19 protein-coding genes and 1 tRNA gene are annotated in these 23,935 nt (G+C 52.7%); 10 read left to right on the forward strand and 10 right to left on the reverse strand.

What is annotated here, in order from left to right; all coding sequences use genetic code 11:
• Position 1: 1 nt before the first annotated feature.
• Entirely contained in the window at positions 2-1,180 is a 1,179-nt protein-coding gene (locus KV190_RS03645; protein ID WP_460194642.1) for a DNA double-strand break repair nuclease NurA, read from the reverse strand.
• Between the two features lie 117 nt (positions 1,181-1,297).
• Between KV190_RS03645 and KV190_RS03650 the strand changes: the two genes are divergently transcribed.
• Positions 1,298-2,485 (forward strand): 1-deoxy-D-xylulose-5-phosphate reductoisomerase, encoded by a 1,188-nt coding sequence (locus KV190_RS03650; RefSeq protein WP_460195211.1) that lies wholly within the window; start codon positions 1,298-1,300, stop codon positions 2,483-2,485.
• Positions 2,486-2,527: 42 nt separating this feature from the next.
• Positions 2,528-3,736 (forward strand): 4-hydroxy-3-methylbut-2-enyl diphosphate reductase, encoded by a 1,209-nt coding sequence (locus KV190_RS03655; protein WP_460194643.1) that lies wholly within the window; start codon positions 2,528-2,530, stop codon positions 3,734-3,736.
• Here the strand turns inward: KV190_RS03655 and rlmB are convergent.
• From rlmB to KV190_RS03670, 3 genes are all read right to left on the reverse strand, one after another.
• On the reverse strand, positions 3,733-4,614 hold the full coding sequence (rlmB, locus tag KV190_RS03660; protein WP_460194644.1) for a 23S rRNA (guanosine(2251)-2'-O)-methyltransferase RlmB: 882 nt from the start codon (positions 4,612-4,614) through the stop codon (positions 3,733-3,735). The two genes, KV190_RS03655 and rlmB, sit on opposite strands and share 4 nt — an antisense overlap.
• Before the next feature lie 28 nt (positions 4,615-4,642).
• Positions 4,643-5,953 carry an META domain-containing protein gene (locus tag KV190_RS03665; protein WP_460194645.1) on the reverse strand — a complete coding sequence of 437 codons (1,311 nt, stop codon included), beginning with the start codon at positions 5,951-5,953 and terminating at the stop codon, positions 4,643-4,645.
• Between the two features lie 85 nt (positions 5,954-6,038).
• A complete protein-coding gene (locus KV190_RS03670) occupies positions 6,039-7,598 on the reverse strand; it encodes a glycoside hydrolase family 3 N-terminal domain-containing protein (RefSeq protein ID WP_460194646.1) in 1,560 nt (519 codons plus the stop codon).
• 349 nt (positions 7,599-7,947) lie between these two features.
• Here KV190_RS03670 and KV190_RS03675 point away from each other — a divergent pair, with 349 nt between their 5' ends.
• Entirely contained in the window at positions 7,948-8,091 is a 144-nt protein-coding gene (locus KV190_RS03675; RefSeq protein ID WP_181495457.1) for a hypothetical protein, read from the forward strand.
• Positions 8,092-8,849: 758 nt separating this feature from the next.
• On the opposite strand, the gene sat is transcribed toward KV190_RS03675, so the two are convergent.
• Positions 8,850-10,046 carry a sulfate adenylyltransferase gene (gene sat / locus KV190_RS03680; RefSeq protein ID WP_460194647.1) on the reverse strand — a complete coding sequence of 399 codons (1,197 nt, stop codon included), beginning with the start codon at positions 10,044-10,046 and terminating at the stop codon, positions 8,850-8,852.
• 91 nt (positions 10,047-10,137) lie between these two features.
• Here sat and KV190_RS03685 point away from each other — a divergent pair, with 91 nt between their 5' ends.
• The 3 genes from KV190_RS03685 (at position 10,138) to KV190_RS03695 (ending at position 15,026) form a co-directional block, all read left to right on the forward strand.
• A complete protein-coding gene (locus KV190_RS03685) occupies positions 10,138-11,031 on the forward strand; it encodes an alpha/beta fold hydrolase (protein WP_460194648.1) in 894 nt (297 codons plus the stop codon).
• Between the two features lie 55 nt (positions 11,032-11,086).
• Complete coding sequence (locus tag KV190_RS03690; protein WP_460194649.1) at positions 11,087-12,517, forward strand: sodium/glutamate symporter; 1,431 nt, start codon at positions 11,087-11,089, stop codon at positions 12,515-12,517.
• Between the two features lie 82 nt (positions 12,518-12,599).
• Positions 12,600-15,026, forward strand: a complete 2,427-nt coding sequence (locus KV190_RS03695) for a sucrose synthase (RefSeq protein WP_460194650.1) — start codon at positions 12,600-12,602, stop codon at positions 15,024-15,026.
• Between the two features lie 35 nt (positions 15,027-15,061).
• Here KV190_RS03695 and KV190_RS03700 read toward each other — a convergent pair whose 3' ends face one another.
• A complete protein-coding gene (locus KV190_RS03700; protein WP_460194651.1) occupies positions 15,062-15,706 on the reverse strand; it encodes a response regulator transcription factor in 645 nt (214 codons plus the stop codon).
• A 68-nt stretch (positions 15,707-15,774) separates the two neighbouring features.
• Entirely contained in the window at positions 15,775-17,451 is a 1,677-nt protein-coding gene (locus tag KV190_RS03705; RefSeq protein ID WP_460194652.1) for a diguanylate cyclase, read from the reverse strand.
• A gap of 289 nt (positions 17,452-17,740) precedes the next feature.
• Between KV190_RS03705 and KV190_RS03710 the strand changes: the two genes are divergently transcribed.
• Complete coding sequence (locus KV190_RS03710; protein WP_460195212.1) at positions 17,741-18,772, forward strand: chlorophyll a/b binding light-harvesting protein; 1,032 nt, start codon at positions 17,741-17,743, stop codon at positions 18,770-18,772.
• Positions 18,773-18,840: 68 nt separating this feature from the next.
• On the opposite strand, the gene KV190_RS03715 is transcribed toward KV190_RS03710, so the two are convergent.
• From KV190_RS03715 to KV190_RS03725, 3 genes are all read right to left on the reverse strand, one after another.
• Entirely contained in the window at positions 18,841-19,059 is a 219-nt protein-coding gene (locus KV190_RS03715) for a hypothetical protein (RefSeq protein WP_460194653.1), read from the reverse strand.
• 3 nt (positions 19,060-19,062) lie between these two features.
• Complete coding sequence (locus tag KV190_RS03720; RefSeq protein ID WP_460194654.1) at positions 19,063-19,716, reverse strand: DUF3318 domain-containing protein; 654 nt, start codon at positions 19,714-19,716, stop codon at positions 19,063-19,065.
• A 57-nt stretch (positions 19,717-19,773) separates the two neighbouring features.
• A tRNA-Pro gene (locus KV190_RS03725) sits at positions 19,774-19,847 on the reverse strand.
• A 327-nt stretch (positions 19,848-20,174) separates the two neighbouring features.
• On the opposite strand from KV190_RS03725, the gene KV190_RS03730 reads away from it, so the two are divergent.
• From KV190_RS03730 to feoB, 3 genes are all read left to right on the forward strand, one after another.
• Positions 20,175-20,729 (forward strand): hypothetical protein, encoded by a 555-nt coding sequence (locus KV190_RS03730; RefSeq protein ID WP_460194655.1) that lies wholly within the window; start codon positions 20,175-20,177, stop codon positions 20,727-20,729.
• A 415-nt stretch (positions 20,730-21,144) separates the two neighbouring features.
• Entirely contained in the window at positions 21,145-21,609 is a 465-nt protein-coding gene (locus KV190_RS03735) for a FeoA family protein (RefSeq protein ID WP_460194656.1), read from the forward strand.
• A 14-nt stretch (positions 21,610-21,623) separates the two neighbouring features.
• A complete protein-coding gene (gene feoB, locus KV190_RS03740; protein WP_460194657.1) occupies positions 21,624-23,921 on the forward strand; it encodes a Fe(2+) transporter permease subunit FeoB in 2,298 nt (765 codons plus the stop codon).
• Positions 23,922-23,935: the final 14 nt, after the last annotated feature.

The raw sequence follows: 23,935 nt of genomic DNA on the forward strand, positions 1-23,935 counted from the left end.
GCTAACGCCGCTGCTGTTTACTCACCCATTTGCGACTAAAGCGCAGTTCCATGCCCACGCCCTCTGCCCAGACTTGTAGTTGCTTGAGGAAGGCTTGGCGATCGCTCCCTTGGAGAACGGCCAATTGATCGGCAGCTTCAAGGGCATAGGGATAGCCTTGACCGGTAATCAGTTCGCCACAGAGCCAGCGAATCACCTGATCCAGTAGGCCGGCTTCGTAGAGCCACAAGGGGAGTTCTAGACGCACGGGATAGCCTTGATGCGCCTTAAGGTAGCAAAAGCCAATGCCCTTGGCCCAAGCACCATAATTTTCAAGGATGCCGCCGCGATCGCAGATAAACAAGGGGGAGCGATCGCCCCATTGGGTCAAAACAGTGTTCAAGAGTTGGGCATCGGAGAGGTGAGGGCTAGGGGCGAGATGATCCAGATGCCCCAAGAGAGTGACTAAATCCCGGGCTTGGGAGCTATCAATGTAAGCGACCACTGGAATGCGTTGCTGCAAACTCGCCTCTAAGGTCTGACGCAGGGCTGCCACATATCGCCCTTGCCACTCGGCGGCATAGGACTCGGCAAACGTGGCCACAAAGGAGCCATCAAACAAGAGCAATGCAGGTGCGGTTACCTCAGCCATGCGCTCCCGGAGGATTTTTAGTTCCAGTTCAAAGCGGCGCAGGTGGATATAGCGTTCGTGGAAGCGATAAATTTGCGGCTGTCGCAACTGTTCTTCCGCTTGGCGCAGTTCCGCCGGTGTAATCAGTTCAAGCAGAATTTCCTTGGCGTAGGGGCGATCGCGGCGATGGGGATTGAGAAACCACCCTGCCTGTACCACACCCACGGGCAAAAATAGCTCCTCACTGGGCACAATCTGGGAGCCATCCACCGCCACAGTGGTGACATCCATGAGTTGAGTCATCGCCCAGTCCCGCGCCGCCTGGCGATGGGGCCACTGTACCCCCAAGGGAATGCGCCACCCCTGATGCCAAGGTTCAATGGGACGTGCCCCCCAATCTGGGATCTGCGGATCAATGGCAGCGGTGATGTCGGGAATGGTTTGCTGCTGCCATGTCTTGAGAGCCTGTTGATAGGCCTGTCGCACCTGAGCCAAGGCGGTGTCATAGCTGAGAAATTCAGCCTTTTTATGATTCAGTTGCTGCACCAGTTGGGAAAGGGGTAACACCATGACCGCAAAAGACCAGAGAAACGCCTGTTGCTATTCTCATCGGAATAGGTATGGGTTTGCCTTGTGTCCCCTCCTGCGGTAGATATTAAGGTGTCCACTGACCCTCCCCCAAAAACTGTGAAGGCACTCAATCTCCTTGGCTCCACTGGCTCCATAGGTACCCAAACCCTTGACATTGTTGCCCAATATCCCGATCGCTTTCGTATCGTTGGCCTTGCTGCCGGTCGCAACTTGGAGCGACTCATTCCGCAAATTCGCCAATTTCAGCCGGAGATTGTCAGTATTGCCGATGCCAAGCAACTGCCAGAGTTAGAGGCGGCATTGGCCGATCTGCCCCAAAAACCGCAACTGGTGGCCGGGGAAGCGGGTATTGCGACGGTGGCGGCCTATGGGGATGCCGATGTTGTGGTCACTGGTATTGTTGGCTGTGCCGGTCTGGTGCCGACGATCGCCGCCATTAAAGCGGGCAAAGATATTGCCTTGGCCAATAAGGAAACGCTGATTGCCGGTGGGCCAGTGGTTTTGCCGCTGCTTCAGGAGTACGGTGTCAAGCTCTTGCCCGCTGATTCTGAGCACTCGGCGATTTTTCAGTGTTTGCAGGGGGTACCCGAGGGAGGACTGCGGAAAATTATTCTCACTGCTTCCGGGGGCGCTTTTCGTGATTGGCCGGTGGAGAAGCTCTCGCAAGTGACGGTGGCCGATGCCCTCAAACACCCCAACTGGTCGATGGGACCCAAAATTACCGTGGATTCAGCAACCCTGATGAATAAAGGCCTAGAGGTGATTGAAGCTCACTACCTCTTTGGTATGGACTACGACAATATCGAGATTGTGATCCATCCCCAAAGTATTATCCACTCGCTGATTGAGTTGCAGGATACCTCCGTGCTGGCGCAGTTGGGCTGGCCAGATATGCGGTTGCCACTGTTGTATGCCCTCTCGTGGCCGGAGCGAATTCCCACGAATTGGTCGGCACTGGATCTCGTGAAGGCAGGGGATTTGACGTTTCGATCGCCCGATCACCAAAAGTATCCCTGCATGGGACTGGCCTATGCGGCTGGTCGTGCTGGCGGCGCCATGCCCGCAGTTCTTAATGCGGCCAATGAACAGGCGGTGGCGCTCTTTATTGCCGAGGCGATTTCGTTCCTTGAGATTCCCCGCCTGATTGAGATGACCTGCGATCGCTACTCTGCCCAAAACATTAGCAACCCTACCCTAGAGGACATTTTGGCCGCCGATCGCTGGGCGCGAGAAACGGTACAGGAGTTGGCACAACGGGGAGCTAGCCCCATGGTTGCTCTCTAGAGTGTGTCAAAATACCATACAGATTGCTTCAGAGGAAAGCCAATGGATACCCGCGCATTCAAGCGATCGCTACACAGTTCAGAAAACTACCACCGCAAAGGCTTCGGCCACGGCGAGGAAGTGAACCAGCAGCTCCAAGGGGAGTATCAAAGTTCTCTGATTCAGCAAATCCGCGCCAATGGCTATCGCTGGCAGGAGGGGGATGTAACGATTCGCTTGGCGGAGGCCTTTGGCTTTTGTTGGGGGGTAGAACGTGCCGTTGCCTTGGCCTATGAAACCCGCACCCACTTTCCCACGGAGCGCATTTGGATCACGAATGAAATTATCCATAATCCCTCGGTAAATGAGCGCCTGCGGCAAATGGCCGTGGAATTTATTCCGGTGGTCAATGGGGCAAAGGACTTTAGTGGGGTGCGCCAAGGGGATGTGGTGATTTTGCCCGCCTTTGGTGCCAGTGTCCAAGAAATGCAACTGCTGAATGAGCGCGGCTGCACAATTGTCGATACCACCTGCCCGTGGGTGTCAAAGGTGTGGCACAGTGTTGAAAAGCACAAAAAGGTGAGCTTCACCTCGATCATTCACGGTAAGTACAACCACGAGGAAACCATCGCCACCAGTTCCTTTGCGGGGACTTATTTGATTGTGCTCAACCTCGAAGAAGCCCGCTATGTCTGCGATTACATCCTTAAGGGGGGCGATCGCGAGGCCTTCATGGCCAAGTTTGCCAAGGCCTGTTCTGCCGGCTTTGACCCCGATCGCGATCTGGTGCGGGTCGGCATTGCCAATCAAACCACAATGCTCAAGGGAGAAACAGAGCAGATCGGCAAATTGTTTGAACGCACGATGATCCAAAAGTACGGCCCCGATCGCCTCAATGAGCACTTCATGAGCTTCAACACGATTTGCGATGCCACCCAAGAACGCCAAGATGCGATGCTGAATTTGGTCAAGGAACCCTTAGATCTGATGGTGGTGATCGGTGGCTACAACTCCTCGAATACCACCCACCTTCAAGAAATTGCCATTGAACATGGGATTCCTTCCTACCACATTGATTCTGCCGATCGCATTGGGCCGGGGAATCGCATTGAGCACAAGCCCCTGCATCAGGATCTCACCGTGGTTGAACACTGGCTGCCTGATCGCCCAATCACCATTGGCATTACCTCCGGTGCCTCCACTCCCGATAAGGTGGTCGAGGAGGTGCTCAATAAAATTTTTGCCCTACGGTCTGTGGCGACGGTTGCCTAGGCCTCTGGTTCTTGGGTCAAATCCCAAGCGGGCGATCGCTGACAACTGATCTCGTAGAGGGCAATGCCCACCGCCACTGAGGCATTGAGGCTATTGGTGCGCCCCGCCAAGGGAATGGCGACAATTTCATCGCAGTGCTTTTGCGTTTGCAGGCTAATCCCTTCCCCTTCACTACCAACCACAAAGACCGTGGGGCGATCGAAGGTGATTTTCGGTAGGGGCACCGCGCCGCGCTCTGAGAGGCCATAGATCCAATAGCCCGCCGCCTTCAGGGTTTCAAGGGCTTGATTGAGGTTGATCACCCGTGCCACCGGTAAATACTCTAGGGCGCCTGCGGCTGCTTTGGCCACGGTTGCGGTAATGCCCACTGCCCGGCGTTGGGGAATAATCACCCCCTGCATCCCGAGCGCCTCTGCGGTGCGGATCATGGCACCGAGATTTTGGGGATCTGTAATACCATCGGCAGCCAAGAGTACCGGTTGATTGACAGTTGACGCCTTGGCCAAGAGATCCTCAAGGGACCAATAGTTATAGGCCGCCACCTGCAGGGCGATCCCCTGATGTCGTCCCCGCTGGCAGAGTTGATCAAGGCGTTCGGGGGTCACGGTATCAATAATGGCTCCTTGCTGTTTGGCTTCATTCAGGCGTTGATGAAAACGCGGATCGTAGCGCAGCGAGGGAATCACCCAAATACGGTTGCAGGGGCGGCCACTTTCAAGGGCTGAGAGCACGGCATGGCGGCCATAGAGGAGTTCGGGGGCATCCTCCGCAGTTGGGGGTGCTTTCCGAATTGGTTGAGCTGGGGTGCGTCGCTGGGGGCGAGGAGGGCGAGTCGCTGTCGGGCGATTTTTTTTGCGGGGACGAGGTTTCTCGGTCATGAAGAGTCACTAAGATTGCAGATCTTCCCTAGGGTGTTCGCTGAAACATCGCAAGGGGGCGATCGCCATCATAGAACGTCAATGTATTTCCCTCAATGCGGTAGCGGTTCGTTTGCTCAAGGGTCTGCAAAAACGACATCTCCATCCGTTGTGCCCGTTGGCTCATACAGGCGCGCCGCGTTGTCGCCACTGCCGAAAACCGCAATTGCTGGCCATTGACGTTGTAACCACCGTTAAAGTTATTACAGCCACTGAAGCCCGTTGCTCGCTGGGCGTTGCTATCAAACTCAATAAACGCCGTATTCATGGGATTGCGCGGTGGCATTGGCATATTGGCTAGACGCTGAAGTTGCCAGCGGCCACTGAGGGGACTTGCAGTCGCACCCGCTTCAAAGGTCAACAGCAGCCGATTGCCCTCAAAGAGTTGCAGCGTATTTCCTTGAACGCGGTAGCGGTTGGTGCGGCTTAGCCCCTGTAGCATCTGGGTTTCCACGCTCTGAAGCGGTTCTTGGCCGCAGAGGCGTTGGGTGGTTGCTACGGGGGCAAAAAGCAGACGCGGGCCGTTGGCGGTGTAGCCACCATTAAAGCTATTGCAGCCCGTAAAACCATTGGCACGGCGGTTGGCACTATCAAACTCAATAAAGGCGGTATCCACTGGCACGGCTTGATTGCCAATGCGTCTGAGACGCCACCGTTGACCGCTGAGGCTTAGTTCTAGGGGTTGAGAGGGAGGGTTATTTACCGTTGCTCGCGTGGAAACCGCCACAGGCACCAAGCGCGGCAGGGGTAGGAGTCCTCCTTCAAGGCGATAGGTGACGGTGCTGATGCGACTGGGGCAGCAGAGGGGATCATTGGGAGCGTAGCGGGCAAATTCAGCAGTGAAGGTGCCATCGTTTTGGAACTTGACCTCGCCAAGAAACGAGCCATCCGTACGAGAGTCCATGAGATTCGGCGATAAGGTTCCCAAGTAACGTCCCCCGGAAAAGACAAAGGCCTGATACCCCATCGGGCGACACATGCCATCAAAGCTACTATTGCCGAGAATAATCTCCAGATTCTGATGGCGAATGGGGGTGCCCACTAGATACCAACCCCGCTGTTGGATCAGGCGATCGGCCATGGATTGGGGAGAACGTAGGGTGCTGCGACAGCGGTTCAACTCACTGGGATCGGGATTGCCCCGTGGGGGAATGTCTAGGATAGGAAGGTTGGGATTCCAGTTGCGCGGCGGTTGATCGAGCCAAGACTGGGGGGCTGCCAAACTCATGGGGGCGATCGCCAGCGTTGTGGCCACTGTGTAGAGGGTTGCCAAGCCAGCCGCAGTGGGAAACCTAATCATAGTGAGGAAAGACCAAATCCTATGGGGCTGTCTCTAGGGACGTAGAGAAAGTATAGGGGTTCCCTATGGATTCCCTTGCAAAAGATCAAGAAACCTTTAGCAAGCACTCTAGAGCCAGACCTTGGGCGATACTGTAGTGCCCATAGCTAAAAACGCGGGGCACATCGGGGTGCAGATGCTGGGCAATCTCGCGATAGGCATAGGGACTGCCATAAACCACGAGACCCGCCAGTTGATTTTGGGCTTGCAGTCGTTCGAGGGTGGCGATCGCTGGCGCACTTAAACCCGCTTTACCCCGAAAGGGATTGCCGCGACTAAACACCTGCACTAAGGTCGGTGCCTTGGGGAAGCCCTCAATCATGGTGAGCGGCGTTTGCTGATCAATCACCACCCGTTGGCCAAAGCCCCAAGTGGCGGGCAGTGTTAATGCGGGACAAGTACGGTGCAAAAAGCTAGCGTGCAGGGCATCATCCACTATCAGACAATTCACCCCTGAGGTCACGGGGTGCAAGGCTTGGCCAGCCCGCTCGAGACTGTCTTGGGCAATGGCGGTGGCCACCTCAACGGCTGGTGTGGTTTGGAAATAGTCCAACTGCAATGCCAAGGGCTGAAGACGAGCCTTTGCAGCTTGAATGCGGGCTACAGCGGCCTGAATGCGTTCAGGAGGAATCCGCCCTGACTCAACGGCGGCAACCACCGCTTCAATGGCTGCCGGCGGATCCAAGGGCATGAGCAAAATATCAGCACCTGCTTCTACGGCTTTGACGGCAGCTTCGGCGGTACCGTAGGTGTTGGCGATCGCCCCCATGACCAAGGCATCGGTCACAATTAGACCCTTAAACCCCATCTCGTGGCGGAGGATTCCCGTGAGAATCGGGGGAGAAAGGGTGGCGGGTCGCTCCGCATCCAAGGCGGGTAGGTGGACATGGGCGCTCATGACGGTATCCACCCCGGCGGCAATGGCAGCAACAAAAGGCGGCCATTCAATGGCTTGCAGGCGATCGCGATCGTGGGGAATTACGGGCAGCTCCAAATGCGAATCCGTGGCTGTATCCCCATGGCCGGGAAAGTGCTTTGCCGTTGTGAGCACTGGATAGGTACGTGCCCCTTGAATAAAAGCGGTTGCAAGGGCACTCACAATGTCTGGCTCCTCGCCAAAGGCACGCACATTAATCACTGGGTTTGCGGGATTATTATTCACATCCACCACCGGCGCGAGAACCCAATTCAACCCAATGGCTAAAGCCTCGGCTGCGGTGTATGCGCCCATTTCCTTGGCAAGGTCAACTGCCCGTTCTCGGTTTTTTTGGGCAATGGCTCCCAAGGCTGCTGGCGGGGGAAATTGTGTCGCACCACTGAAGCGTTGACCAACCCCCTCCTCAATATCCGCCGCTAGTAATAGGGGAATCGTCGCCCAAGATTGGAGTTGCCGACAGCGTTCTGCCACTTCGACGGCACTGCCCCCCAAGAGAATCACCCCGCCAACTCCCCAGTCTTTAATCCAGTGTTTTAAGGTGTTTTGGGGCGGCTCCCACGCGGGGTACTGAATCTGGCGATCGTAGAGGTAGCCACTGGCTCGTACAACCACCATCTGCGCCACCTGTGCCCGCAGCGAAAGATCAGAAAGAGGGGGAATAAATGTCATGGGTGTCGTCTCATGCAGAACAAAATTTCACAAATCAATAACTTCCTTATTTAGGATATAAAAAATTGTCTCAAACTCTCTCAGGTAACTGGTCTGATTTTTTATACTAAAAGTACAGCCTTTACAGCCCTTTTCTAAGTATGGGCTGCATAAGGGGAAATAAACCTCCTCTATAGGAGCCTTACTTGTTTTGAGTGTGTTCCATTCATGTGAAAAGGGCTATACCTAATGATCTTGAGGTGAAGTCCGATTCCGTTGCTCCGGTAGAGCAAGTTTCAAGTTTTTCCTGCGGTGTTCAATCATTAAGCCAAAGGCTGAAGCCTAAATCGCTTTCTTTAGGAGTTGACCTATGTTAAAAGCACTACGTGAGAAACTACAAAGTATGATGGTCTTTTTGATGGAGGCATTTGGGCGCATCTTCACCCCTCGCAATGATCACTATCCTTCCACAGGAGCACAGCCCTTCACGGGAACGCCCTCCCGTAAGAGTTAGTTACTGTCTTCCACAAGCAGAATCCCTGTAGAGAGTTTACAGGTAAAAATAACTAGTATGAGTTCGGCATCAGCTCCGCCACAGCGGCAATCATGGGGCTGGTGCAGTTTTTTTGATAAGCTTGGGGCGATCGCCCAAACTGTTAAAACTTAGAGATAACGCTCAGCGCTGAGGATATCACTAAAAGGTCGCAACCACTGAATCTAACGGCATATTGCAGAATTAGTTAAGGAATATTTCAGATATTGAATTTCCCGTTAACATTTGAGCATTCCCAAAGGCCTATGCTAACTTAAAAGTAGGCACAGAAAGAAAGGTTAACGATAAGAGTGAACTTAAGGCTTGTGCCTCCCAGTCCTTGAGTTCGGGATAAAGCAAAGTTACTCCAAGATAAATCTCACTCCTGTCTTGCGAGTAATATCAAAATCAATCCTTTGAGCTTCACCGTTGTATAGTTGTCCTCTCGCTTTATCCAGCCTTATCGTTTGTGTGGTTACTGCCGAAGTCCCCATCCTGTCGTCCATGGGAGTTAAGGCAAAGCTAGGTAACCTCCCAGTATCCAAGGTCGTCAACGTTGACAGCAATCCATTACCTAGTGTCCATGCTCCAAGCTTGATCGGTTGAGATCGCCTAGTGGGGGTTTGGATCGCCAGCTAAAACCACGTTTTGTCCACGTTAGTTGTTGAGTTACTTCGTCATTGCTAACTTCGTTAGGGGTCTTGCTGCCGTCAGCTTGACCCCCTCGTTTTATGTTTAGGCTATGGCGTGAGTTGCGGTTGGCGCATGGCGCGTGCTAGTTCTGCTGCTACTTCTGGGCGCGAAAACTCTGGGGGTGGCAATTCGCCCCGCCGCAGCATTTCCCGTACCTTGGTCCCTGAGAGGTGAATGCGCTCCTCGGGTTTGCTGGGACTGGTTTTACTGGTGGCCATAGACTGGGTACGGGTGCAGTAGAAGGCATGCTCAAATTTCAAGGGAATAATCCCCAAGGCTGCTGGATCAAATTCATCAAAAATGTGTTGGGCGTCGTAGGTGCCGTAGTAGTCCCCCACGCCAGCGTGATCACGACCCACAATGAAATGGGTACAGCCGTAGTTTTTGCGGACAAGGGCATGGAAAATCGCTTCCCGTGGCCCTGCATAGCGCATCGCTGCCGGATTAATGGCCAGAATTACCCGATCTTTGGGGAAGTAGTGCTCCAGCATGATTTCATAGCAGCGCATCCGTACATCGGCGGGAATGTCATCCTCCTTGGTGGCACCCACGAGGGGATGCAAAAAGAGACCATCGACGATTTCAAGAGCACATTTTTGGATATATTCATGGGCGCGGTGGATCGGGTTGCGGGTCTGGAAACCAACGATTGTGCGCCACCCTTTTTCACGGAAGAGGGCACGGGAATCCACTGGATCAATGCAATAGTTGGGGAATTGGGGATGGGGATGCCGCTCTAGGAGCCAAATCGGGCCTGCAAGGTTGACTTCTCCCTGTTCATAGACCACCTTGACGCCGGGGTGTTTGTCATCTTCGGTGCGATAGACACAGTGAGCCTCGCGGCGTTTGTCGTAGGTGTATTTTTCTGTAAGCTCGAGAATTCCCAAAAACTGACCTGCTGCATTATCGAGGCGAATGGTTTGGCCAATTTCTAGGGGAGCCGCCACCTCAGCATTGACTGAGAGGGTAATGGGCACTGACCAAGGCAAGCCATTGGCAAGGTACATTTCTTCGACCACTCGCTCATAGTCGGCCTGTCCCATAAAGCCCGTCAGGGGGCTAAAGCCACCAATGGCAATGAGTTCCAAGTCAGAGACGGCTCGTTCATCGAGGGTAATGCGGGGCAATTGATCGGCACGGGCAAGCCAAGCCTGTTTTTGTTCGGGGGAGAGAATACGATTGACGAGAACACCGCCGTGGGGGGCGATCGCGTCCTTTGTTTGTACTGTTGCTGATGGACTCAAGGTCGAACTCCTTTTTGGGGCTGGATGAACCTGTTGCAAAACTTCATAAGATAGAAGCCATTATTGGACGAATAGGTACAGGAGACAACTGGTGGAGCCTTATCGCTATGGCGTCCAGCGGGAGTGGTGCTGGCGGGGGTGGCAGAGTCGCTATAGTTTTTGGCGACCCGCTCATGGGGGGTCTCCTGTGATCTTGCTCCACGGCTTTGGGGCCTCTCTACGGCACTGGCGATACAATTTGCGGCTCTTGGGAGAGCATCAGCCGACCTATGCCCTTGATTTGATGGGGTTGGGGGCAGCAGAAAAGCCCATTGCGGCCTATGGGGCTGAGTTTTGGGCGGCTCAGGTTCACGCCTTTTGGCAGAAGATTGTCGGGCAGCCAGCAGTGATTGTTGGCAACTCCATTGGCGCATTGATTGCCCTGACCTGTGCTTATCGCTATCCGCAGATGGCGGCGGGGGTGGTGATGCTGAGTCTGCCGGATCCAGCCGTGCGCGAAGAGTTGATTCCAAGGGCGATCGCTCCCCTTGTGAGCGGAATTGAACAAGTTTTTACGGCTCCTTGGCTGCTACGCACCCTTTTTTATGCGATTCGCCGTCCCTTCATTGTCAAGCGTTGGGCACAACTGGGCTACGCCAACCCCAACTGTGTGGATGATGAATTGCTGGACATCCTGCTTACGCCTGCCTATGACCGTGATAGCGATCGCGCCTTTGTGCAAATAACCCGCGCCATGAGTCGTACGGACTTTGGCCCCAGTGCCAAAACCATGCTCAAAACGGTGTCCCAACCCCTATTGCTGATCTGGGGCAAACAGGATCGCTTCATCCCGCCGATGCTCAGCCAGCAGTTTCAACAGGTACAGCCAAGGATGCAGGTGGTGGAGTTGGAGCACACGGGGCACTGTCCCCACGATGAGCAGCCCGATCGCGTCAATGGGCTGATTTTGGATTGGTTGCGCAGCCATGAACTGGCGAGGGGTTGAGTCCTACGGTTGCAGGCTTTATGATCACGGCAATCTTTAGAAGTTGGCGTGGCGGATGTTTAGGCTGATTACGGTTTTCTGGGCGTTTATTTTTATTGGTGTTTTGCTCCTCTTGGGGCGAATCGTGCGGCAGCGTTGGGCACTGATGCGATCGCTCTATATGCCCAGTTCAGTGATTGCGGGCGTTTTGGGACTCATTCTTGGCCCTAGTGTGCTGGGGGCGATCGCCAGTCAAATTGCTCCCAACTCTGGCTTAGTGAACGGTCTTTTTGCCGAAGACATCCGTGAAGTTTGGAAGCAGTCCCCCAGCATTTTCATCAACATTGTTTTTGCCTGTCTATTTCTAGGGGAGATTATCCCTAGCCCCCGGGAAATTTGGCAGAAAGCTTCACCGCAGGTCGCCTTTGGTCAGATTTTGGCTTGGGGGCAATACGTGGTGGGGTTGGTGCTGACGTTGCTCGTTCTCACTCCTGTATTTGGCATGGATCCGATTGCTGGTGCCCTGATTGAGATCACCTTTGAGGGGGGGCATGGCACTGCTGCTGGCATGGCCGATACCTTTAGGGAGTTAAACTTTACCGCTGGGGCTGATATGGCCTTGGGTTTGGCCACTGTGGGCTTAGTCTCTGGGGTGGTTTTTGGGGTGGCACTGATTAACTGGGCACGGCGCACGGGACACTTACAGGTCAAACCCCTAGTGACTTCTGAAGTCGAGGAGAATCCCAACCCCCATCCCCACGATGACCTAGAAACACGGCAACGGCGGCGACAACTGCTGCGGGAGTTACTCATTGATCCTTTGTCATTAAATTTCTGTTTTGTGGGCTTGGCGATTATTGTGGGCTGGGTGATTCTTGAAGCTCTGCGGCTCTTGGAGCGTGTCACTTGGGGACAAACGGGTTTGAAGCTCATGGCCTATGTACCCCTATTTCCCTTGGCGCTGATCGGTGGCATTATTGTGCAGTTCATCTTGACCCGTTGGCGCAAACAGTACCTAATTAGCCGGCCACTGATTAACCACATTGGCGGTGTCGCCTTGGATGTGACGATTATTACTGCCTTGGCTACCCTCTCTTTAGCCGCCATTGGTGAAAATCTCATTCCCTTTCTCCTCTTGAGCGTAGGGGGAATTGCTTGGAATCTCTTTGTCATGCTCTATTTAGCGCCGCGAATTTTGCCCGTGTTTTGGTTTGAGCGGGGGATTGGCGATATGGGGCAATCGATGGGGGTGACATCTACTGGGCTATTGCTGATTCGTATGGTGGATCCCCACAACCAATCGGGAGCACTGGAAAGTTTTGCCTACAAGCAAATTCTCTTTGAGCCAATTGTCGGCGGTGGGTTATTTACGGCGGCAGCACCCATTCTGATCCGTAATTTTGGCGTTGTGCCCGTGCTGGGATTGACCGGTGTGCTATTGCTGCTGTGGTTGTGGTTTGGTTTGTGGAATTATGGCCAAATCCGGCGATCGCTGGCACAAAATTGACCCTATTCGGGGAGAAACCTAGAATAGAAACGACTTGAGCCGCTGTGCCGTCTCAGGTAAAAGCCGTGTTGTGAGTTTGCCAATGACCTCTGTGCTCCTCAAATCCGTTGTTGAAAGTGATGAACGTGCCGATCTGCGCCAATTTTCACGCATCCTGCAACTCGGGGAAAAACGCTATCTTCTGCGCAATGATATTCTGGGCGCCTTTGCAGATTACTGTCGCGATCTTGATCGCCCTGTCCCCACCCCCTTAGAATCCCGCCTCAGCAAGCTGGTGTTCTATACCCAAGAGATCATTGTTGACAACGAAAGTCTGTGTTGGATTATTCGACCACGGATTGCGCAGCAGGAGGTGTGTCGGCTGCTGGTGGAGGATTTGACGATCGTGCCGATGACGATTCCAGAGCTACTGGATCTGCGCGATCGCCTAGTGAATCGGTACCATCCCAACGAGGGGGATGTTTTTGAAATTGATGTCCAGCCCTTCTATGACTACTCGCCGATTATCCGTGATGCCAAGAATATCGGTAAGGGGGTGGAATTTCTCAATCGCTATTTATCTAGTAAGCTTTTCCAAGACCCGCGCCAGTGGCAGCAGAACCTCTTTAACTTTTTGCAAATTCACCGCTACAACGGTTATCAACTCCTGATCAATGAGCGGATTCGCTCTCCCCAGCACCTCTCAGAACAGGTAAAACAAGCCCTCGTAGCCCTTAGCGATCGCGCCCCCGACGAGGCCTATAGTGAGTTTCGCTTTGAACTGCAAAATCTCGGCTTTGAACCGGGTTGGGGCAATACCGTCGCCCGAGTGCGGGACACCCTAGAAATTTTGGATCAACTCTTGGATTCCCCCGATCACCAAGTGCTGGAGGCCTTTGTCTCGCGGATCCCGATGCTCTTTCGCATTGCCCTAATTTCTCCCCACGGCTGGTTTGGCCAAGAGGGGGTGCTGGGGCGACCCGACACGGGTGGGCAGGTGGTCTATATCCTCGACCAAGTGAAAAGCCTTGAAAAACAAATGCGCGAGGATTTAGAACTGGCCGGGCTGGGGGTACTGGAGGTACGGCCTAAAATTATTGTCCTGACTCGCCTGATTCCCAATGCGGAAGGGACGCTGTGCAACCAACGCCTAGAGAAAATCTACGGCACCAATGATGCTTGGATCCTGCGGGTGCCCTTCCGTGAATTTAATCCCAAGGTGACACAAAACTGGATTTCTCGCTTTGAAATCTGGCCCTATCTGGAAACCTTTGCCATTGATGCCGAGCGGGAGTTGCGCGCCGAGTTTGGCCATGTTCCCGATTTGATTATTGGCAACTATTCCGATGGCAACTTGGTGGCCTTTTTGCTGGCGCGGCGACTGAAGGTAACCCAATGCAACATTGCCCATGCCTTGGAGAAATCCAAGTACCTCTTTAGTAACCTCTACTGGCAGGACTTAGAGGATAAGTATCACTTCTCGCTGCAATTTACGGCGGATCTAATTGCCATGAATGCCGCCAACTTTATTATCAGCAGCACCTACCAAGAGATTGTGGGGACGCCCGATAGTATTGGCCAGTACGAATCCTATCAATCCTTTACCATGCCTGACTTATACCATGTGGTGAATGGCATTGAACTCTTTAGCCCAAAATTTAATGTGGTGCCACCGGGGGTGAATGAACAGGTTTACTTTCCCTACTACCACTACACGGAGCGACTGGAGGGCGATCGCCAGCGGTTGGAGGAATTACTCTTTACCCTTGAAGACCCGCAGCAGATCTACGGTCACTTAGAGGATCCGGAAAAGCGCCCCCTCTTTTCGATGGCACGGCTGGATCGGATCAAAAACCTGACAGGATTGGCAGAGGCCTTTGGTCGGAGTAAAGAACTGCAAGAGCGTTGCAACTTAATTTTGGTGGCGGGCAAGCTGCGCACCGAAGACTCCAGCGATCGCGAGGAAATCGCCGAAATTGAGAAGCTCTATCAAATCATCCACGAGTACAATCTCCACGGCAAAATTCGCTGGCTGGGAATTCGTTTACCGAAGGCAGATTCGGGGGAAATTTACCGCATCATTGCCGATCGCCAAGGGATTTTTGTCCAGCCTGCTTTGTTTGAAGCCTTTGGCTTGACCATTCTCGAAGCAATGATCAGTGGTCTGCCCACCTTTGGCACGCGCTTTGGCGGCCCTCTGGAAATTATCCAAGATGGGGTGAATGGCTTTTATATCAACCCCACCCACTTAGAAGAAATGGCCGAAACCATTGTCCGCTTTTTGGAGGCTTGCGATCGCGATCCGCAGCAGTGGCAACGGATTTCCAAAGCCGGTATTGAGCGGGTCTATAGCACCTACACTTGGAAAATTCACTGCACACGCCTGCTCTCCCTCGCCAAGATCTACGGCTTCTGGAACTTCTCTTCCCAAGAAAACCGCGAAGACATGATGCGCTATATGGAGGCACTCTTCTATCTGCTCTATAAACCCCGCGCCCAAGCCCTATTGGCAGAGCACATGCAGCGGTAATATAGGTGGGCAGCCCCGCGATCGTCAGGAGGATGTTACACGTAATGGTAATCGATCGCCCAGCGAGCCAATTCAGTACGATTGTGGCAGCCTGTTTTCCCCAGCATATTGCTAACGTGGCTTTCCACCGTGCGCTGACTCACATGTAGCTCAGCAGCAATTTCACGATTCGACATGCCTCGAGCGACGTATTGCAGAATTCGCGTTTCTGTGGGGGTGAGTTCGACACCGGGGGGTGGTGTGGGCACAGGCGGCGATTGCAGTCCTTGGGCTTCCCGTAGGCGAGCCGTTTGTTTGAGGAGGGCTTGAATTTGGGCGAGGAGTTCATCCGGTTCAAAGGGCTTGACCAAGTAAACATCACCACCGGTTTGCAACCCCTTAATGAGATCGTGGGTTTGCCCCTTGGCTGAGAGAAAGAGCACCGGCAACCAACTGAGGTGTGTCTGCTGTCGCACCGCACTGACAAAGCTATAGCCATCCATCTGCGGCATCATCACATCACAAATAATTAAGTCGGGCGTCTGCTGCTGCAGAATGGCCAGACCCTCATTGCCATGGGCTGCCGTCAGCACACGATACCCCTGCATCTCAAGGTAATCCTTCACCAAGAGGACAAGGTTGGGGTCATCATCTACCAAGAGAATCGTGGCATTTTGCGCAGGGGACGCCTCAAGGTTCATACGGTTAGGACAGTCAACGGTGCTGGTGCAGGGTTTTACTGAGAATTAGTGTGCTCCTTTAGGATAGCTTATTCCTCTGGGGAGGAAGCGTTGGCAAATTCTGGGGCAGCCTCTTTGGGGGCGATGACAATCTGAGAGCGTCCTGCTGCCTTAGCGGCATAGAGGGCATCATCGGCTATTTTCACCAGTTGCAGTAAACTCTGTCCATGGGTGGGAAATTGACTGATACCAGCACTAAAACTCACCTTGAAGCTGTCATGGTTGGGGGCATGGAAGGTGTGATTCCGCAATCGCTGTAAACAGATGGCAAGGCGGTGTTTGGCCACATCAAGGGAAATATCATAGAGGGCAATTAAAAATTCTTCGCCGCCCCAGCGAGCAACCACATCTTCCATCCGTAGGGACTGTCGCAGCATGCGGGCAGTGGTTACCAACACCTGATCGCCAACGTCGTGACCATAGGTGTCATTGATGCGTTTGAAATGATCTAAATCTAAAACGGCAATGCAAAGGGTTTGTTGTTGGCGGCTGGCAAGGGTCAAAAAGCGTTCAATATCTTCTGTGGCTTTACGACGATTGCTCAACCCCGTGAGGGGATCCACCTCTGCTAAGCGTTTCAGGAGGCGGGTACGCTCGAGGCGATTGATAATCCGTGTCATTAGCTCAGGGCCAACAATCGGTTTATTGACAAAATCATCGGCGCCAGCGGCAAAGAGTTGGGTGACAAGGGCTGGATCGGTAGTTGCGGTGAGAAAGAGAATCGGAAGCTGGTTCCAGCGGGGATCATTGCGCACCACTTGGCAGAGTTCTAGGCCGTTAATACCGGGCATTTGGACATCGAGAATCACCAATTCGGGGTTGGTGGCCTCTAGGACATCCCAAAATTGATCGGGATCCTGAAGGGAGGTGACACTCATTCCCCAAGGTTCCAAGAGCCGTTTCAAGATGGCTAGGGTGACGGCGTCATCATCCACGGTCAGGATACTAGCGGAGGTAATTTCTTGGGGTTGGAGTAACTGTTCGAGGGTCTGCAACAGCCGCTCAACATCTACGGGCTTACTCAGGGTCATCCGTGAGCCAAGGCGAATGGCAGCAAGGCGATCGCGCCACGTGTCATGGGCAGTAAATACCAGTGCGGGGATGGGCGGACGATGTTGTCGCAATTGCTGCAAAAACTCGCGGGTGGTCACCTCATCAGGCATCACTTCAGGATTGAGAATGACAGCATTCGGCCAGCATTCCTCAAGGAAGGTGTTGACCAGCGGCCAGCTATCCATAGCGACGTAGCGAAACCCACCATCAGCGGAGTGCTCCTCAAGAGAGCGAATTAACTCGGCGTCGTTGTCAATGTGCAGGACAAGGGGCAAGCCTGAGTCGTTGTTATTGTCAGGTTTGGAGGTGGCGATCGCGCTGAGGAGTTGCTGGACAATTTCAAGGAGGGCGGCTGGGGAGCAGGGATAGTGGTAATAAATCACTTGGGTTTCTGGCTGGGTTGGCCAATCTTTGCGGGTGAGAATCAAAATCGGTTCCTGAAATCCGCGATCGCGCACCTGCTGGCAAAAGGCGTCAACTGCTGTGCCCAAATGGGACTCATCCACAATCAAGAGATGGTAGCGACTACTGGCTACTAATCCCCAGAAGTCTTCCGCTCGAGCAACGACATCCACCCGATGATCCGCAGTGGTCAAGATGGAGACCAACGTTGCTGCCGTTGCCACGTCGTCGTGATAAAGCAAAATGGCCATACTTGCCCGCCAACAGCCTATTGCTACTACCCTACTGCCTTGGCTTGATCTTGCTCAAGTTCTCGGAGATACAGATTGCCGCTGGAGAGCAGTTACATATTTTTACATTCTTATTCTTGCTAGATGCTATTAATTCTCAATAGTGGTGCTATAGTTAGCCTAGGCTTTATTGAGATTTATCCTCAATAAGTTCAGTGTTGACATTATGCGTTTATCGAAGGAGGAACGTATGGCGATCGCCAGTGAATCCGCAACCTCTGTGACGACACCACCACCAACAGGTGCAGGCCTGCAAACCTATGGCCAAGCCAATGTCAAGTACGACTGGTGGGCAGGCAATGCCCGATTCGTCAACCTTTCAGGGTTATTTATCGCTGCCCATGTGGCGCAAGCAGCACTGACCGTATTTTGGGCAGGAGCGTTTACGCTTTATGAAATTTCCCAGTACCAACCCAATCTGCCCATGGGGGAACAGGGTTTGATCTTATTGCCCCATCTAGCGACACTGGGCTTTGGCATCGGCGAGGGCGGTAAAGTTGTTGATTTATATCCCTACTTTGTCATTGGCGCAGTGCATCTCATTGCCTCGGCAGTGCTTGGTGCCGGTGCCCTCTTTCATACTTTTCGTGCCCCTCACGATCTCAGTACCGCGACAGGGCGGGCGCGGCGCTTCCATTTCCGCTGGGACGATCCGAAACAACTAGGGATTATTCTGGGGCATCATTTGCTCTTTTTGGGGTTTGGTGCCCTGCTATTAGTGCTCAAGGCCACGCTCTGGGGTGGACTCTATGACGCGAACTTGCAGACGGTACGCCTTGTTACTGAACCGACGTTGGATCCCTTTGTCATCTACGGCTATCAAACTCACTTTGCCACGATTGACAATCTGGAAGACCTCGTGGGCGGGCATATCTACGTCGCTGTCTTGCTGATTGCGGGTGGCATTTGGCATATTCTTGTGCCGCCGCTGAATTGGGCACGGAAAGTCCTGATGTTTAATGCTGAAGCCATCCTTTCCTACTCCCTTGGCGGTATTGCCCTCGCGGGATTTGTGGCAGCCTATTTCTGTGCGGTGAATACCCTCGCCTATCCCGTAGAGTTTTATGGGCCACCCCTAGAAGTGAAATTGGGAATTGCCCCCTACTTTGCGGACACCATTGATTTGCCGCTTGGGCAGCATACCCCCCGTGCTTGGTTAGCAAATGCTCACTTCTTCCTTGCCTTTTTCTTCCTACAGGGGCATCTTTGGCACGCTCTACGAGCCATGGGATTCAATTTCAAGGAATTAGAAAAATTTCTCAATCCAGTTGTTGAAAGCTAATCGCAATAGTTCTCCTCTTGAGCCATAGGTGCTGCCCTCGGTCAGAGCGATCGAGGGTTTTTATGAATTTAAGGCAGGCTTTCATTTTTTTGGGAACGTTTGGCACCCCTAAGCTGTCGCGCGATCGCTGGCGCAAAGAAAATCAAAAAGGCAACTTGAGCCGTGAACACCCAGCCATAGTACCGCAGGACAGGATGTAAATCCCACTGCGCCATCAACCCTAGACTAGCCACTGTCCATAGGAGAATGACCGTTGGCAGCAGCAGTTGACGCTTTGGCCGAGCCATGATCTAGGATGCCGCTGGAGTATCGTTTTGCATGGCCTGCATGCGGGCTTTGGCTTTGGCCGCACTTTTTTTCAGGGCTTGCAGACGCATCTCATAACGTTTGCGTTGGCGGCGATTGGGGGCTTGCTCAATCAAGAGCTTGAGGGCACTGCCAAGGCTTTTGTAGGCGTTAGGGAGTTCATAGCCAAAACGAGTCGCAAGGGCGATCGCCCGCTCATCAGCAGCAATCGCTTCCTTCAGAACCTTTTCACCATTATTGCGCTGGTAAAGCCGCCAGCCCGAAAAGCCACACAGCCCAAGGGCAAGTAGCAACAATAGGCCATCCTGTACCCAAAGTTCTCCCACGGCTCCCCCCAGACCAATCGCCAGTGCCGCCATCTCCCAGCCATCGCGGGGAATCGTGTCATTTTGAATACGAGCCACCTCATGCCAAAAGAGGAGATTGCGCTGATCCTTGGCCAATTGATCCCAACGGGCTAAATCAATTTGAATTTCCACCTCATCCTTGCCAATTTCTTCGCAGGTAATGAGGGGAGGATTCACCCCACTGGCTGGTTCGATCATCACCCAGCTTTGCAGCTCTGGTGGCAAGAGAGACTTGAGACGACGCAATTCTGCTAAGTCAGAACGGGCAACTGAGGATGCAGCCGAGGTCATAGCACAACACAATCCTAGGGTATGTATTACCTATCTTAACAGTTGAAGGCTGACCAATCGGGATGACAGGATTTGAACCTGCGACCCCTTCGTCCCGAACGAAGTGCGCTACCAAGCTGCGCTACATCCCGATAACTTATCTAAGATAGCATTTGCTGGCTTTTTCCTCAATTGAGCTGTGGGGATTGTGCCGCAAGGAAATTTAGGCCAATTTTAGTCCATAGTCCAAACTAGAGAAATTAAAACTCCCTCTGGGAGGTGCTTTGAAAAATCTGCTCTATTGCGGCACCCACAATCGGTCAAACGGAACCAGTCAGGCACAGTCCTTTACTGAAGTCTTCCGTAGCCACTGCTCTTTGCCGTGATGGGAACTGTAAACCTTGATGAAGACTCTATGACAAAATTCCTTTATAGTTTGTAGGCTAGGAATATCCTCTCCCACCCTAGGAGCCAGTCAGATGCGCTTCTTTGAGGTTCTCTTGCGATCAACGGCCAATGTCTCTCCAGCAGAGCTAAAAGCAGCACGGCTTCAGCACGATAACCTACCGCGAACAACCTATGGCCAAGGAGAAGAGCATCCGCCGTCTCGAGTACGGTCAGACTTCGAGATCACCTTAAGTCGCGTGTTTGCCCTGATTCGTCTTGTTCATCTGCTCACAGCAGAACATTGCTCGCCTAGACAGCTCTACCGCACCAGAAAGACGATGCTGGTCGCTCTCCTGTATCTGATTGGCCACGCTCGGCTCTTTCCCGATATGGATGACCCACAGGTGTGGTACACCGATTACTACGATTTAATTGTCGCTGCCAAAGCGCTGGGAATGGGGGATGACACGCTACCCCACTGGCCTGAAGAACCCAATGAGTTCAAACGCTACTTGGAAATCAAAAGCTCTGACCTTGCTCGCCTGTTTATTTGTTTTATCGAGGCGGAGATGACCCAAGCGCAGAAAAAGACCATCAAAACTTGGCTGACCACAAAACTCAGGCAAATTTTCAAACTGCCTCTATGAGCAAGGGTGATTTCTAAACCTATAGGGACTCTCGTAGTCTTGAGCGCGTTTGATCCCCGTGCCATAACGCTGAGGTGACATTGCAGCAACTTTGCCCATCCATAAAAAATGGCTCTTTATAAAATCTCTTATAAGATTAAACGTCTCAATAAAAGACTTATTACAAGTCTAAATATCTCACTTAAGACAAAAGCTACACCAAAACTTTCAAATAGCCCCAGCTCTCAGAATGATTGGAGATAGGTTAAGACTTGCTAAAGTCATAGTTTCACTGCAAAGCTGTGCTATAAATTGAGAATCATCTGCAATAAGAAGCTTTCAAAAAGTCATTAAATGCAATATGTCATCACCTTTGTGGTCACCCTTTACTTATATCGCCGACCCCCATTCTCAAAGACAGCGCTGGAGACGAGGCATGTCTAACCTGATTTCCCTTGCTGAAGCTAAGGTAGGCGATCGCTACTGCATTGCGAGATTAATGTGCGGCAATACTCAACAACTCTTGGGGATGGGTCTAGCACCGGGAGCAGTCATTACCGTCCTGCACCGAAGCGATCGCGGAGCCGTCATGGTGGGTCTTGATTCACAGCGGTTTTGCATTAACCATGAGCTAGCCCAAAACATCTTCCTCAAGGTGTTGGAACTGCCAGTAGTAAACCTACGCACTGCCCCCATTGGGACTCGCCTGCGCATTATTGGCTATGCCCCCACTGCCCCCAGCTACAAACGCAAATTATTAGCAATGGGTTTAACCCCTGGCACTGAAGTTGAGGTAATTCGCCATGCCCCCTTGGGTGATCCCACAGATATTAAAGTTCGGGGCTTTCACTTGAGTTTACGCAAGGATGAAGCTGATGCTCTCAACGTCTATCCACTCTAGCAAAGGAGTGCGACATGGTAGCAACAATTGCTCTGATTGGTAACCCCAATTGTGGCAAAACAACGATTTTCAATGGTCTTACAGGGGCAAATCAGCGGGTGGGGAATTGGCCAGGAGTCACTGTTGAACGCAAGGAAGGGCGTTATCGCGATCGCGACATCACTGTTCAGGTCGTCGATCTACCAGGTGTCTATGCCCTCGATGCTGAGGATAGCACTGGTTTAGATGAGCAGATTGCCCGCAAATTTCTGTTGGCGGGGGAATATGACTTGGTAGTGAATATTCTGGATGCCGCTAACTTAGAGCGCAATTTTTACCTCACATCGCAGTTGCTTGATCTAGGAGTCCCCCTCATCCTTGTCCTCAACATGATGGATGTGGCTCGTGCCGCCAAAATCAAGATTAATGTTGAGGCCTTAAGCCAGCGCTTAGGTCTTCCAGTTCTGCCTTTTTGTGCCAAACAACAGCAGCATTTTGCTCAACTGCGGCAAACTATTCGCACCGCCTTGGCAGCACCGCCTGTTTCCAACGTTAGCGTACCCCAACCCCCTGTGATTGAAGAGGCGATCGCTGAGTTGCTCACCCAAGGTGTCAAGGATCGAGCTGAGGCCTTGGCGTGGTTGCAATACGTTGAATCGGTTCCTAATGATGTTTTGGCATCACTGCGCCAATGGCGACAGCGGATTCACCAGACCCTCGGGGAAGATATTGATCTCATCATTGCCGATAGTCGCTATTGCTGGATTCAGCACCTAATGGCTGAGGTTCTGGAACAGGGCGATCGCCTGACCACCACAGTTTCGGATCGCATTGACCGTATTGTGCTCAACCGCTGGCTAGGCATTCCCATTTTCTTGGCCGTCATGTACTTGGTGTTTCTGATCTCAATTAACGTGGGGGGTGCCTTTATTGACTTTTTCGATATTAGTGTGGGTACGCTGGTTGTCGGCTGGCCAACACAGATCCTCGAAACCCTCAATGCCCCCGGTTGGCTGATTGGTCTTTTGGCAGAAGGCGTGGGGGGCGGTATCCAAACAACGGCAACATTTATTCCCCAAATTGGGTTGCTCTTTATCTTTCTCACGCTCCTTGAAGACTCCGGTTACCTAGCACGGGCAGCCTTTGTCATGGATCGGTTAATGCGCTGGCTGGGTCTACCGGGGAAATCCTTTGTGCCAATGATGGTCTCCTTTGGCTGTAACATCCCCGGCATCATGGCCACCCGTACTCTTGAAAATCGGCGCGATCGCCTAATGACGATCCTGATGAATCCCTTTATGTCTTGCGGTGCCCGCCTACCCGTCTATGCCCTGTTTGTGGCTGCTTTCTTTCCTCGCAATGGCCAAAATATCGTCTTTTTGCTCTATCTGTTAGGCATTGCAGCAGCTATCTTCACCGGATTCCTGATGAAGCGCACTCTGTTTCAAGGAGAGATTGCCCCCTTTATCATGGAATTGCCCCCCTACCATTTGCCCACATTGAAGGGGATAATCCTACGGGCTTGGGAGCGGCTGAAGACATTTATTACTCGGGCAGGCAAGATGATTATCATCCTTGTGGTCATCCTTGGACTGCTCAACTCCGTAGGCACTGATGGCAGCTTTGGCAAAAAGGATAGCACCCACTCAATTTTGAGCGCCTTTAGTCGCCAGATTACACCGATTTTTTCACCCATGGGGATTCAGCCTGAGAACTGGCCAGCAACCGTGGGACTCTTTACCGGAGTTTTTGCCAAGGAAGTGATGGTGGGAACCATGGATGCCCTCTATACCGATTTAGCCCGCCAAGAGTCTCAAGCAGTTGACGCGGCAGATGAGCCAGAAGAACCGTTCTCAGTTTGGGCAGGATTGCGGGAAGCTGTGTTGAGTATTCCCAACAATCTTGGTGAGATTGGACAGCAAATTCTTGATCCGTTGGGATTGAACGTGTTGCAGAACGCTGACAACCCCGAAGCAGCGGCTGAGGTTCAGGATGTGCACTACACAACCTTTGGCCAGATGGCACGGCGGTTTGGTACGCCCACGGCGGCGATCGCATTCCTACTATTTGTTTTACTCTACTTCCCCTGTGTGTCGGCCACTGCTGCTGTCTATCGAGAAACCAATTTGGGCTGGACGGTCTTTGTAGCGGCTTGGACAACGGGCTTGGCCTATTGGGTGGCCACTGCCTACTACCAAGTCATGACATTTGCAGCGCATCCAATGTTCTCGCTGGTCTGGTTATTAGGCCTAGGGGCAGTGATGGGGGTGGTGATCTTGGCCTTCAAATATCGGGGCGATCGCCAGCGGTTTTCTACGCCACGGAGGACATGATCATGCTCCTGCAA

This window comes from Thermosynechococcus sp. FA-CM-4201, from assembly GCF_054689355.1.

Excerpts from the sequence above, each read along its gene's own strand:
- KV190_RS03700 (WP_460194651.1), bottom strand. The coding sequence starts at position 15,706 with ATGAACCTTGAGGCGTCCCCTGCGCAAAATGCCACGATTCTCTTGGTA.
- rlmB (WP_460194644.1), bottom strand. The coding sequence starts at position 4,614 with ATGACCGAGAAACCTCGTCCCCGCAAAAAAAATCGCCCGACAGCGACT.
- KV190_RS03695 (WP_460194650.1), top strand. The coding sequence starts at position 12,600 with ATGACCTCTGTGCTCCTCAAATCCGTTGTTGAAAGTGATGAACGTGCC.
- KV190_RS03655 (WP_460194643.1), top strand. The coding sequence starts at position 2,528 with ATGGATACCCGCGCATTCAAGCGATCGCTACACAGTTCAGAAAACTAC.
- KV190_RS03690 (WP_460194649.1), top strand. The coding sequence starts at position 11,087 with ATGTTTAGGCTGATTACGGTTTTCTGGGCGTTTATTTTTATTGGTGTT.
- KV190_RS03670 (WP_460194646.1), bottom strand. The coding sequence starts at position 7,598 with ATGACATTTATTCCCCCTCTTTCTGATCTTTCGCTGCGGGCACAGGTG.
- KV190_RS03735 (WP_460194656.1), top strand. The coding sequence starts at position 21,145 with ATGTCTAACCTGATTTCCCTTGCTGAAGCTAAGGTAGGCGATCGCTAC.
- KV190_RS03720 (WP_460194654.1), bottom strand. The coding sequence starts at position 19,716 with ATGACCTCGGCTGCATCCTCAGTTGCCCGTTCTGACTTAGCAGAATTG.
- feoB (WP_460194657.1), top strand. The coding sequence starts at position 21,624 with ATGGTAGCAACAATTGCTCTGATTGGTAACCCCAATTGTGGCAAAACA.
- KV190_RS03665 (WP_460194645.1), bottom strand. The coding sequence starts at position 5,953 with ATGATTAGGTTTCCCACTGCGGCTGGCTTGGCAACCCTCTACACAGTG.
- KV190_RS03715 (WP_460194653.1), bottom strand. The coding sequence starts at position 19,059 with ATGGCTCGGCCAAAGCGTCAACTGCTGCTGCCAACGGTCATTCTCCTA.
- KV190_RS03730 (WP_460194655.1), top strand. The coding sequence starts at position 20,175 with ATGCGCTTCTTTGAGGTTCTCTTGCGATCAACGGCCAATGTCTCTCCA.
- KV190_RS03705 (WP_460194652.1), bottom strand. The coding sequence starts at position 17,451 with ATGGCCATTTTGCTTTATCACGACGACGTGGCAACGGCAGCAACGTTG.
- KV190_RS03675 (WP_181495457.1), top strand. The coding sequence starts at position 7,948 with ATGTTAAAAGCACTACGTGAGAAACTACAAAGTATGATGGTCTTTTTG.
- KV190_RS03645 (WP_460194642.1), bottom strand. The coding sequence starts at position 1,180 with ATGGTGTTACCCCTTTCCCAACTGGTGCAGCAACTGAATCATAAAAAG.